Here is a 12,059-nt window from a genome sequence, read left to right as displayed (position 1 = left end):
TCCTCTCCTTCTAAACAAGGGATACTTTTGTGCATAGTCTTTTACATTATAAAGGAGGAGTGGATAGAAAACAAAGGATTGTTACACATATAGTTTTGGTTTTGTTGCTATTTTTTGAACAGGCTCCTCTCGTACTTCTTTTTCAATGACTGGCTCAATCACCATTTTTTTTCTTTTTCTTTTTTTGGGTGGAGGAGGTGGAGTTGCTACCTCAACCTTTTCTGTTAGGTCTTCAGCTTGATCTTCGGTTGGATTTTCTTCCGTACTTTTTCCGGAGGTGAGGATTTTAACAATGCTTGGTAGGTTACGCATAATGGGACCGTACTGTTCGACGACAGGGCTTACAGATTGAACGACTTGTGATACTTTTTCGATATTATTTATCATATTAGTAGGATTCGAAATTAAATTCGAAAAAAAACTACCGATGCCGCTACTTGATGTGGCTGTAGTTGCTGCACCGCCGCGCGTGTCGTTTGATTCATACATTTGAGGGGGAATCATTTGCTCGGGATGCTGCTGCATGTATGGTTGATATTGCTGTTGATATTGTTGCGGGTATTGGTGTTGGTATTGTTGCTGATATTGCTGTCGATATTGAGGTGGCGGTTGCTGGTGCATCATTGGCGGTCCTTCCATTTGTCGATAAGGCGGAACCATTTGCATGAAAGCTTCGGTTGGATCGTGTTTTTTAAAGAGTTTAGCAAGAAATCCTTTCTTTTTTTGTGCCATCGGTGGTAGTTGTGGAATTGGATATGGTGTATAAGGTTGCTGCCCTGGATTCGGATACATTTGCCTCATGGGGGATTTTGGAAACATGTGAGAAATCCTCCTTTCTTCAGTTAGGTATATACACATACAATATGCAATAAGAGGGAAGAAGGTTAGTTTTTGAAGTAAAAACCTAAACTAAAGATGGATTTTACTTGTAGATTTCGATATAATGTAGACTTGACTGATTTGTGCGCGCAGTAGAAATTTAGAAAGAAGGTGTAACTTATGACACAACAAACTTTTACACAGTATGATTTTAAACCATTTTTAATAGATGCAGTTCGTGAACTACGCTTTACAGAGCCGACAGGAATTCAACAGAAAATTTTCCCGGTCGTGAAAAAAGGTGTAAGTGTAATTGGACAATCCCAAACAGGTTCTGGGAAAACACATGCATACTTACTTCCTACATTGAACAGAATTAACCCAGGTCGTGAAGAAGTACAACTTGTTATTACAGCGCCTACTCGTGAGTTAGCACAACAAATTTACGAAGAAATCGTGAAATTAACAAAGTTCTGTGCGGAAGATCAAATAATTACAGCACGTTGTTTAATTGGTGGAACTGATAAACAACGATCAATTGAAAAGTTGAAAAAACAACCTCATATTGTAGTTGGAACACCAGGACGTATTAAAGACTTAGTAGAAGCACAAGCGCTATTTGTTCATAAAGCAAATACGATTATTGTCGATGAAGCAGACTTAATGCTTGATATGGGATTCATTCATGATGTAGATAAGATTGCAGCACGCATGCCTAAAAACTTGCAAATGCTAGTTTTCTCTGCAACAATTCCTCAAAAACTAAAACCGTTTCTGAAGAAATATATGGAGAATCCAGAGCATATTCATATCAATCCAAAACAAGTTGCAGCTGGAAATATTGAGCATTATTTAGTGCCTTCTAAACATCGTAACAAAATCGATTTAGTGAAAAGAATGTTGCTACAATTTAAGCCGTATTTAGCAGTTGTTTTCACGAATACGAAGAAAATGGCAGATCAAGTTGCTGACGGATTAACGGAACGCGGCTTAAAAGTTGGACGAATTCACGGAGATTTATCACCTCGTGATCGTAAAAAAATGATGAAACAAATTCGTGACCTTGAATTCCAATATATTGTTGCAACTGATTTAGCAGCTCGTGGTATTGATATTGAAGGAATTAGTCATGTTATTAACTACGAACTTCCATCAGATTTAGATTTCTTCGTTCACCGAGTGGGAAGAACAGCACGTGCAGGCTATTCAGGTATTGCAGTGACGATTTATGATCCAGCAAACGAAGAAGCGTTAGATAGTTTAGAAAAACAACGTCATATCGAGTTTAAACATGTAGATTTACGTGGAGATGAGTGGGCGGATTTAGGTGAACGTCGTCGTCGTAAGAGCCGTAAAAAACCAAATGATGAACTTGATGTTATGGCAACGAAAGTTGTTAAAAAACCGAAAAAAGTAAAACCAAACTATAAACGTAAACTTGCAACAGAACGTGACAAAGTGAAAAGAAAATATAGCAATAAAAAAAGATAAGGGATTTCCCTTATCTTTTTTTATCCAGCTATTTGTGAGAGCCGTAATCAATATGGATAGAAAATATTGATTAAAGTTTCGCTGCATCTAGATAATGTAAATGAAGAGTATAGTCTTTTTAAATAGTCGTATAAATTTATGTAGTGCGTTTTTTGTGAACAAACAATTCACTACATATTTCTACAAATTATGCTATCATTATATCTATTGTATATTGAAGAGGTGATTGTATGTTAAAGATTGGATCTCATGTTTCTATGAGTGGTAAGAAAATGTTATTAGCAGCAAGTGAAGAGGCTGTTTCATACGGTGCAACAACGTTTATGATTTATACAGGTGCACCGCAAAATACAAGAAGAAAACCAATTGAAGAATTGAACATAGAAGCAGGAAGAAAACATATGGAACAAAACGGTATCGAAGAGATTATCGTACATGCGCCATATATTATTAATGTCGGAAATACGACAAAGCCAGAAACATTCCAATTAGGTGTAGATTTCCTTCGTATGGAAATTGAGAGAACATCAGCATTAGGTGTGGCAAAACAAATCGTTCTTCACCCAGGTGCGCACGTTGGTGCAGGGGCAGACGCTGGTATTCAACAAATTATTAAAGGGCTGAATGAAGTATTAACGCCAGATCAGACGGTGAACATTGCGTTAGAAACGATGGCAGGAAAAGGAACAGAATGCGGCCGTAGCTTTGAAGAAATTGCAAAAATTATTGATGGTGTAACATATAATGAAAAACTATCGGTATGCTTTGACACGTGTCATACGCACGATGCAGGATATGACATTGTAAATGACTTTGACGGTGTATTAAACGAATTTGATAAGATTGTTGGTATCGATCGTTTACAAGTACTTCATATTAATGATAGTAAAAATGTACGCGGCGCAGGAAAGGACCGTCATGAAAATATCGGTTTCGGTCATATCGGTTATAAAGCATTGCATCATATTGTGCATCATCCGCAATTAATGCACGTACCAAAAATTCTGGAAACACCATATGTAGGTGAAGATAAAAAGGACAAGAAGCCGCCATATAAATTGGAAATCGAAATGCTGAAAAATGGTACTTTTGATGAAGGACTTCTTGAGAAAATTAAAGCGCAATAAGCAATAAGGAGGGGAATATCCCCTCCTTATTTTAGTAGTTGTTGAAATAAAGTATTTACTTGTTGGGCAGTAGCGGGCGAGGTTACTTGAGCTATTTGTTTTAAGAGCGCTAGTCGTTCGTCATTATCGTAAATGTTAATATTCTTTCCTTTCATAAGTCCAACAATTTGATCAGCTTGTGCAGTCGTAATTGGAACATCATATTCTTTACTATATTTCAATAATTCCTTTGTAGAAATATGATTTAATTTTTTATTTACAAGTTGTTTAATGAGGTTCATCGAGTTATCCTCCTTCACACGTTCTTCTATCGAAATATATGAGTACGTAGCTTGTACATATTCATATAGAGCTTCTTTTTTCATGAGAAAAAGAAGCGTATGTTATAATATAAGGACAAAACTATAGAAAAAGAGTATAAGGGAGGACTTATGGAGCAGAAGCAACATCGAAAAGAAAGTGTTATCCATCTTATGTATCGTTTAGTTATGATTATTTTTGGAGCAGCATGCGCAGCGGTAGCGATTGAATTATTTTTAATGCCAAATAAAATTATTGATGGTGGAATTATTGGTATTTCTCTTATATTAGATTATCTTACTCCTAATATTTGGTGGTTAAGTTTCTCTACTTTGGTCGTTATTCTCAATATCCCATTTATGTATTCGGGTTATAAGCAAATTGGAAAAACGTTCATGTTATCTTCGGCGTTCGGTATTGTAGCTTTAGCGTTTATTGAATCAACGTTACATGCTGTTCCGCCATTTACAACAGAGCCAATTTTAGCGACAGTGTTTGGTGGTCTTATTTTAGGGCTTGGTGTAGGGCTTGTTATTCGTCATGGTGGATCAATGGACGGAACAGAAATTATGGGTATTTTATTAACGAAAAAATTACCTTTCTCCGTAGGCGAATTTGTAATGTTTGTGAACTTATTCATTTTTGCATGGGCAGCATTTGTATTTGGTGTGGAACAAGCGATGTATTCTGTTATGACGTACTACATTGCATTCAAAACAATTGATACAGTCATTCAAGGTTTAGATGAAACGAAAGCTGTTTTAATTGTATCAGATCAATATGAGGAAGTATCAAATGCGATTTTGCATCGTCTTGGTCGTGGAACTACAAAGCTTGTAGCGAAAGGCGGTTACACGGATAAAGAAAAAGAAGTTATTTATGCAGTGGTAACACGTCTAGAAGTGACAAAGCTAAAATCAATTGTGTATGAAATTGATGCGAATGCGTTTGTTACGATTATGAGTACACAAGAGACAAATGGTGGTAAGTTTAAATCGGCTATTCACTAAAAAATTAATTATAATATCTTTTGAAAGCAGAGAATTTTTCTCTGCTTTTTGTTATAATAGTAAGGTTTCTTGAAAAAGTAGATATATTTTAGGCAGATTGGTTTACAACTATAATAAGCTGTACTATAATTCAAATAGATATAAATCGGAATCATTCTGAATTAAAATAGGTGAGATGCTATGAACAATATATTAGAAATAGAAGGATTGTCATTTCGATATGAAGATCGAAATGTGTTAGAAGATATAAATTTGCAAGTTCCGAAGGGAGCTTTTTTAGGTTTAGTTGGGCCAAATGGTTCAGGGAAATCCACTTTGCTAAAATGTTTATTAGGCGTTTTAAAGCCAAAACAGGGAAGCATTCGTTTGTTTGGTGTTGATAGTAAGAAGTTTAAAGAGTGGAACAAAGTTGGTTATGTGTCGCAAAAGGCAAATAGCTTTAATTCTGGTTTTCCGGCAACTGTGTTTGAAGTTGTGTCAATGGGACTCGTTTCGAAAAAAGGGCTGTTTCGCTTTTTTACGAAAAACGATAAGAAAAAGGTAGAAAAAGCGATTGCTGATGTAGGAATGAGTGAGTTTCAAGGGCGTAATATTGGAGAACTTTCTGGTGGACAACAACAGCGCGTATTTATTGCTCGTGCGCTCGTTAGTGATCCTGAATTACTTATTTTGGACGAGCCCACTGTTGGAATTGATGTGAAGAATGTAGAAAGTTTTTATGAGATATTAGAGGATTTAAACAAAAGGCTAGGAATCACATTAATTCTCGTTACGCATGATATGGGAGCTGTTACCGAGAAAGTAACACATGTTGCATGCTTAAACAAACATTTACATTTCCATGGAAATGTAGAAAAGTTCCGAGAGTTAGAAGATGCAGAAATGTCCGTCTTATATGGACATCATGTTCATCGTTTCGAACACGAGCATGAGCATCACGGGAGGATATAATGATACAAGATTTTTTACAATATGACTTTTTACGTAACTCTTTATATGCAGGAATTTTAATAGGACTTGTTGCGCCGCTTATCGGTGTATTTGTTGTCATTCGCCGCATGTCGCTTATTGCGGATGCATTAAGCCACGTGACATTATCGGGTATTGCTGCAAGTTTACTACTAGAAAAAACAATTTTCACAGGGGGATTTTTAAATCCGTTATATATGGGGATGATTTTTTCTATTGGTGGGGCGTTACTTATTGAAAAACTACGTACTGTATATAAACATTATCAAGAATTAGCAATTCCAATTATTCTTTCAGCAGGAATGGGGATTGGCGTTATTTTTATTTCACTTGCAAATGGGTTTAACACAGATTTATTTAGTTATTTATTTGGTAGTGTAAGTGCTGTAACAAGTACGGATTTAATAATTATCGGCATTGTAGCAATTGTTGTTATTGTAACGATTACTTTATTATACAAAGAGTTATTTTTACTATCGTTTGATGAAGAATACGCTGTATCAACCGGCTTGAGTGCAAAGTGGATTCACTTTATTTTCATTATATTGGTTGCGCTTGTCATTGCGGTATCAATGCGTGTAGTGGGGGTTCTTCTCGTATCATCATTAATGACGTTACCAGTTGCAGCAAGTATTCGTATTGCGAATGGATTTAAACAAACAATTTTCTTCTCCATTTTATTTGGTGAAATTGCAGTAATTGGTGGAATGTTTGCTTCGTATCAACTTGATTTAGCACCAGGTGGTACAATTGTTATGATAGCGGTTCTTATTTTAATTGGTGCGATTTTATGGAAAAAGAAAAAAACTGCATAAAGTAGGGATAGATATGAATCTAACAGAAGCTTTACGCCTAATGAAAGATAAAGGATACAAACATACTGGGAAAAGGGAAGAAATGCTCAGGTTATTTGCAGCTCACAATCGTTATTTAACAGCGAAGGACGTTTTAGAGCATATGAAGGATGATTATCCAGGTCTTAGCTTTGACACGATTTATCGTAACTTAACGGTGTTTGCTGAAATCGGTGTTTTAGAACAAACGGAATTAAACGGTGAAAAACATTTTCGTTTTACATGTTCTATTATGGAACATCATCATCATTTTATTTGTTTAGATTGCGGAGGGACGAAAGAGATTACTTCTTGCCCGATGGATTTTATGAATAAAGATTTTAATGGTTATGAAGTAACAGGTCATAAGTTTGAAATATACGGACGTTGTCCAAAATGTGCAAAGTAAAAGCTCGTTAGTTCTATAACTGACGAGCTTTTTTACGTAGAAAAGAAGGTTGCTCACAAATGTTGTGGGCAACCTTCTTTTTATTGTTCTTGTGTTTCTTTTTCTTTTTCTCGTTCAGCAGCCATTTCAGCAGCAATTACGTCGATTTCTTTTTTCAGTTCTTCTACCATTATTTCTTCTGGTACTTTACGAACGACTTGCCCTTTGCGGAATAATAGTCCTTCTCCGCGCGCGCCGGCAATACCGATATCAGCTTCACGAGCTTCACCAGGACCATTTACAGCGCAGCCAAGTACTGCAACCTTAATTGGTACTTGTAGTGTAGAAATGTACTCTTCCACTTCGTTAGCGATGCTAATTAAATCAATTTCAATACGACCGCAAGTTGGACAAGAAATAAGTGTTGCTGCATTAGATGCAAGGCCGAATGACTTTAATAGTTCACGCGCAACTTTTACTTCTTCAACTGGGTCAGCACTTAATGAAATACGTAGTGTATTTCCGATGCCTTTACTTAAGATTGCTCCAAGCCCAGCGGCACTTTTTACAGTTCCGGCAAATAACGTTCCAGATTCTGTGATACCTAAATGTAGTGGATAATCAAAAGCACGTGCAGCTTTTTCGTATGCTTCAATTGCCAAGTTAACATCAGAGGCTTTCATAGATACGATAATATCGTGGAAATCTAAGTCCTCTAAAATTTTAATGTGATGTAGGGCGCTCTCGACCATACCATCTGCAGTTGGATATCCGTACTTTTCTAAAATGTGACGCTCTAATGAACCTGCGTTTACACCGATACGGATTGGAATACCGCGTTCTTTTGCTGCATTTACAACAGCTTCTACTTTATGGCGACGACCAATGTTACCTGGATTGATACGTACTTTATCAATGCCACCTTCAATTGCTTTTAAAGCAAGGCGATAATCAAAATGAATATCAGCAACAAGTGGAATGTTGATTTGTTTTTTAATATCAGCAATAGCGTTTGCCGCGCGTTCGTCTGGAACAGCAACACGCACGACTTGACAGCCAGCTTCTTCTAAACGTTTAATTTCAGCAACTGTTGCTTCAACATCATGTGTTTTTGTTGTTGTCATACTTTGTATAATTAATTCATTATTACCGCCAATTGTTAAATTACCGACTTTAACTGGACGTGTTTTTGTACGATGAGTCATTTCATTCACGAATAGATCGCTCTCCTTATAAAAGAAGTTTCTTATTTAGTCCCTCATATCAATGATAGTATACGTGATACAGGGCTATAGAAACCGAAGTACTCGGTTTCACTTTTACTATTGTATCAGCGCCTTTATGTAATTGACAAGGATTAAGTGATTGCTTATTGATATAACGGGAATTTATAAGACTTTCCAATTTGTATTTTTGTAGCAGATGTACTTTTGTTTAGTTGTTTAAAGTCATCAATTACTTTTTCAATGGAAGGGATTTTTTTCTTGTTAATTTGTTCGGTAATAGAAAGAACTGTCTCACCTGTCTTGACTTCAATTGTTTTATAAGTGACATCTGTTTCTTTTTCTGCTTTGTTCTCTTTCTTTTGTTTTGTATTTGTACTTTCTTGTTTTATCGTTTCGGCCGCATTTGTTTTTTTATATGAACTTAACATCGGTAAAGTGCCGATTTTTATATCGTAATAAAATATATAACCAAGAACAAGCACGAATAAGAATATACCTAATCTCTTCATATTCTTCACTCCTTTGCTAGGAATATATGCTTGTCCAAAAAAAAAATGCCTATTTAGGCATTTTTTTGTTCTTATTTCTCTTTCGGTTTTGGAACTTCTTTAATCGTTAAGTATAGAACAATTAAAACAACTGCGATATAAATGAATGTTGAACCGGGTACAACGATCTTGAATAAATCCATAATCATAAAGAAGATTGTTGGAATTGTGTAGCTGTAAGCAGTTAACGTCCATACTTGCTTATAAGACAATTTACGTTGACCACTCATAGCAGAACCTATAAACGCAAGTAAAGTAATTCCTAAGAAAGTAATAAATAATTGGAATAGGTATACTAACACACCAATAACGGCTAGTAAAATTGGGTAAATACTATCGAATACAGAAATGAAATCTTGCAAATCTTTCTTCTCAAGAGATGTTCCTAATAAATCATTATAAGAGTATGTTTGTGTTTGACCATTTCCTATAGAAACTACTTTATCTTTTAAAATAAATAAACCAGTTTTGTTTTGATATTTTTCTATATCTGTTGTATTGGGATCAAATACGAAAAGAGCATCTCCCTCTTCTTTTTGAATAGGTTGTTCAATATCAGCTTTTAGTTCACCATTTTCGATTTTAAAATCAGGTAAATCTTTTTCAATTGCTTGATTTACCATAGTAACACTATCTTGGATAAAGCTACCGTAAAAGAATGTTCTTGGGATAGTAGTGATTAGACAAAGTAGCATAATATACAAAATGGTTTTTCCGATTTTTTGAAAACGGAATAGCGCCATATCTTTAGGCGAATATACGCTTTTGGCTAATTGGGTAAATATGGACATAGATTCACTTCCTTTATGTATGTATAAAATCATTGTAACGTAGGAATCTAGGGAATCTCAAGATATATTATATTTATATATAGTAGAGATAACTAAATTTCTTTTTATTAATTTTCTTCTTTTAAATGAGAAAAATACAATTGACAGTTTTCTTTTCTATATGGTAAATTTATCTTACATTTCTTAAAGGGTATATCCGATAGGAATTCCTTTATTTGATGTATTATTACATACATAATTGTGGACCCTTAGCTCAGCTGGTTAGAGCAGACGGCTCATAACCGTCCGGTCGTAGGTTCGAGTCCTACAGGGTCCATATCCATTTCACCTGTTTATTATGTCAGTAGGAAGCTTCCTTGTAGAAGGGAGCTTTTTTTATGAAATATATGAGCATTTTAATTGAAAAGAAGTGGGAATTTTGCTACTTTAATGATAGCAAGACAATGTGATTTATTTGTTTGCACCCTATGGCAATTAGGGTAGAATGTAGTTGTATGTCACTTAAGTGGCAATACATAAACTGGGAGGAATATAACAATGGCAAAACACGAATTACCAAATTTACCTTATGCGTATGATGCTTTAGAGCCTCACTTTGACAAAGAAACAATGAACATCCATCATACAAAGCACCATAACACGTACATCACAAACTTAAACGCTGCTTTAGAAGGTCATGCAGAATTAGCTGACAAAAGCGTAGAAGAATTAGTTGCAAACTTAAACGAAGTACCAGAATCAATCCGTACAGCAGTACGTAACAATGGTGGCGGACATGCTAACCACACATTCTTCTGGACAATCTTATCTCCAAACGGCGGCGGACAACCAGTAGGCGAACTTGCAACTGCAATTGAAGCGAAATTCGGTAGCTTCGATGCATTCAAAGAAGAATTCGCAAAAGCTGGCGCAACTCGCTTCGGTTCTGGTTGGGCTTGGTTAGTAGTAAATAATGGTGAGTTAGAAGTAACAAGCACGCCAAACCAAGATTCTCCTCTAACTGAAGGTAAAACTCCAGTTATCGGTTTAGATGTTTGGGAACATGCTTACTACTTAAATTATCAAAACCGTCGTCCAGACTACATCGGTGCATTCTGGAACGTTGTAGATTGGAACGCTGCTGAAAAACGTTACCAAGAAGCAAAATAATTGTAATAACGATAGAAAAAGCTAGGAGAATGCTCCTAGCTTTTTTCTATGCTTTCCTTTTACATAATTGAGCTTGTCTTTGGAAGACTAGAACATGAAGTAAAGGAGAGTTGTGTATGAAGTGGAAACATATAATTGGTGACGTTGAAGTGAATCGGGATTTAGTGTTATTACTCCTTATTGGAGGTTTATACACGCTCGCAATTTCTTTATCGAATACGTTTGTTAACATTTATTTATGGAAACAAACACAAAATTATGTGAATCTCGGCTTGTATAATTTGGCCAGCGTTGTATTGCAGCCCCTCACATTTCTTATAGGTGGGAAATTAGCGAAGCGTATTGATCGCTCGATCTTGTTACGAATAGGCGTAGGCACGTTAGCGATTTTTTTTATCGTTGTTTTAGTAGCGGGGAAAAGCGCTTCTCACTATATTTTATTAATGGGGGCTCTTTTAGGAGTCGGATATGGTTTTTACTGGCTCGCGTTTAACTTATTAACATTTGAGATTACAGAACCAGAAACAAGAGATTTCTTTAACGGGTTTCTTGGGCTTCTTACATCCTTCTCTGGCATGATTGGACCGATAGCAGCTGGATACACAATTTCACGTATGGAGAAGTGGAGTGGTTATACGGTCATATTCTTTCTCTCGTTATTGTTATTTGCAATTGCTGTCGTTTTAAGCTTTTTTGTATCTAAGAGAGAATGTGAAGGTCGTTATGAGGTTACACAAGTTTTGAAAGAGCGACGGATTGATAAAAATTGGGGGAGAATTACACGCGCTCATTTTTTCCAAGGATTGAGAGAGGGGACATTCATTTTTGTTATTTCAGTATATGTGTACTTAGCAACCGATAGTGAGCTTGCATTAGGGAAATATAGCTTAGTAAATTCTGCTGTATCATTTGTATGTTACTATTTAGTCGCCCGTATGTTAAAGAAAGAGTGGCGAAAAAAAGCAATTTTACTTGGAGGCATTATTTTATATGCTGTTGTATTTTTAGTTATATTCAATGTTACATACACAAAATTACTTATTTATGCAGCATGCATTGCGATTGCATACCCTATTTTACTCGTTCCATATGGATCGATGACATATGATGTAATTGGTAGAGCGAAAAATGCGAGAGAGTGGCGTGTAGAGTATGTTGTTGTCCGAGAATTATGGTTAAATGCTGGGAGAATTTGTTCAGTTTTAAGTTTTTTATGTGCTGTATTATTCTTTCCGCCTGAAAAGAGTTTACCTGTCTTACTATGTATTTTAGGTGCTGGACATTTTCTTATTTATTTTGCAGTTAAAAATGTCAAATATGATGAAGGAAATGCAGGGAACACAAGTGTCGTAGCGCAAGGAACCACGCAGAATCAAACAGAACCAGAAGGTTAACTTATCGTTTGTTT

At 35.8% G+C, this 12,059-nt stretch carries 13 protein-coding genes and 1 tRNA gene; 9 read left to right on the top strand and 5 right to left on the bottom strand.

Translation table 11 applies throughout. From position 1 onward, the window contains the following. Positions 1-81: 81 nt before the first annotated feature. A complete protein-coding gene (gene vrrA, locus ACTFNE_RS02925; RefSeq protein ID WP_046197820.1) occupies positions 82-819 on the bottom strand; it encodes a VrrA/YqfQ family protein in 738 nt (245 codons plus the stop codon). 180 nt (positions 820-999) lie between these two features. Here vrrA and ACTFNE_RS02920 point away from each other — a divergent pair, with 180 nt between their 5' ends. Next, on the top strand, positions 1,000-2,310 hold the full coding sequence (locus tag ACTFNE_RS02920) for a DEAD/DEAH box helicase (RefSeq protein WP_046197821.1): 1,311 nt from the start codon (positions 1,000-1,002) through the stop codon (positions 2,308-2,310). 230 nt (positions 2,311-2,540) lie between these two features. Further along, entirely contained in the window at positions 2,541-3,437 is an 897-nt protein-coding gene (locus ACTFNE_RS02915; RefSeq protein WP_000912469.1) for a deoxyribonuclease IV, read from the top strand. Between the two features lie 26 nt (positions 3,438-3,463). Here ACTFNE_RS02915 and ACTFNE_RS02910 read toward each other — a convergent pair whose 3' ends face one another. Continuing rightward, positions 3,464-3,718, bottom strand: coding sequence for a DUF2624 domain-containing protein (locus ACTFNE_RS02910; RefSeq protein WP_001048963.1), 255 nt, complete (start codon positions 3,716-3,718; stop codon positions 3,464-3,466). 150 nt (positions 3,719-3,868) lie between these two features. Here ACTFNE_RS02910 and ACTFNE_RS02905 point away from each other — a divergent pair, with 150 nt between their 5' ends. From ACTFNE_RS02905 to ACTFNE_RS02890, 4 genes are all read left to right on the top strand, one after another. Next, entirely contained in the window at positions 3,869-4,747 is an 879-nt protein-coding gene (locus ACTFNE_RS02905) for a YitT family protein (RefSeq protein ID WP_000435966.1), read from the top strand. 180 nt (positions 4,748-4,927) lie between these two features. Then, positions 4,928-5,698: a metal ABC transporter ATP-binding protein gene (locus tag ACTFNE_RS02900; protein WP_046197822.1), complete on the top strand. Its 771-nt coding sequence runs from the start codon at positions 4,928-4,930 to the stop codon at positions 5,696-5,698. Beyond that, positions 5,698-6,531, top strand: a complete 834-nt coding sequence (locus tag ACTFNE_RS02895; RefSeq protein ID WP_000613823.1) for a metal ABC transporter permease — start codon at positions 5,698-5,700, stop codon at positions 6,529-6,531. The genes ACTFNE_RS02900 and ACTFNE_RS02895 overlap by 1 nt, the downstream gene beginning before the upstream one ends. A gap of 13 nt (positions 6,532-6,544) precedes the next feature. Next, positions 6,545-6,958 carry a Fur family transcriptional regulator gene (locus ACTFNE_RS02890; protein WP_001054512.1) on the top strand — a complete coding sequence of 138 codons (414 nt, stop codon included), beginning with the start codon at positions 6,545-6,547 and terminating at the stop codon, positions 6,956-6,958. Positions 6,959-7,038: 80 nt separating this feature from the next. Here ACTFNE_RS02890 and ispG read toward each other — a convergent pair whose 3' ends face one another. The 3 genes from ispG to ACTFNE_RS02875 form a co-directional block, all read right to left on the bottom strand. Next, positions 7,039-8,142 (bottom strand): flavodoxin-dependent (E)-4-hydroxy-3-methylbut-2-enyl-diphosphate synthase, encoded by a 1,104-nt coding sequence (gene ispG, locus ACTFNE_RS02885; RefSeq protein ID WP_011040674.1) that lies wholly within the window; start codon positions 8,140-8,142, stop codon positions 7,039-7,041. Between the two features lie 164 nt (positions 8,143-8,306). Beyond that, on the bottom strand, positions 8,307-8,672 hold the full coding sequence (locus ACTFNE_RS02880) for a hypothetical protein (protein ID WP_212956513.1): 366 nt from the start codon (positions 8,670-8,672) through the stop codon (positions 8,307-8,309). 71 nt (positions 8,673-8,743) lie between these two features. Next, a complete protein-coding gene (locus ACTFNE_RS02875) occupies positions 8,744-9,502 on the bottom strand; it encodes a DUF1189 domain-containing protein (protein ID WP_016086261.1) in 759 nt (252 codons plus the stop codon). A gap of 242 nt (positions 9,503-9,744) precedes the next feature. Here ACTFNE_RS02875 and ACTFNE_RS02870 point away from each other — a divergent pair. The 3 genes from ACTFNE_RS02870 (at position 9,745) to ACTFNE_RS02860 (ending at position 12,045) form a co-directional block, all read left to right on the top strand. Next, positions 9,745-9,818, top strand: a tRNA-Ile gene (locus ACTFNE_RS02870). A gap of 221 nt (positions 9,819-10,039) precedes the next feature. Next, positions 10,040-10,651, top strand: a complete 612-nt coding sequence (gene sodA / locus ACTFNE_RS02865) for a superoxide dismutase [Mn] (RefSeq protein WP_270705376.1) — start codon at positions 10,040-10,042, stop codon at positions 10,649-10,651. 116 nt (positions 10,652-10,767) lie between these two features. Then, positions 10,768-12,045: an MFS transporter gene (locus ACTFNE_RS02860; protein WP_000871368.1), complete on the top strand. Its 1,278-nt coding sequence runs from the start codon at positions 10,768-10,770 to the stop codon at positions 12,043-12,045. Positions 12,046-12,059: the final 14 nt, after the last annotated feature.

The sequence above is a fragment of the Bacillus cereus group sp. MYBKT111-2 genome (assembly GCF_051915205.1).
GTDB lineage: Bacteria > Bacillota > Bacilli > Bacillales > Bacillaceae_G > Bacillus_A > Bacillus_A paranthracis.
The sequence above is the reverse complement of the archived record's forward strand: the minus strand, read 5'-3'. Positions and strand labels throughout refer to the sequence as shown.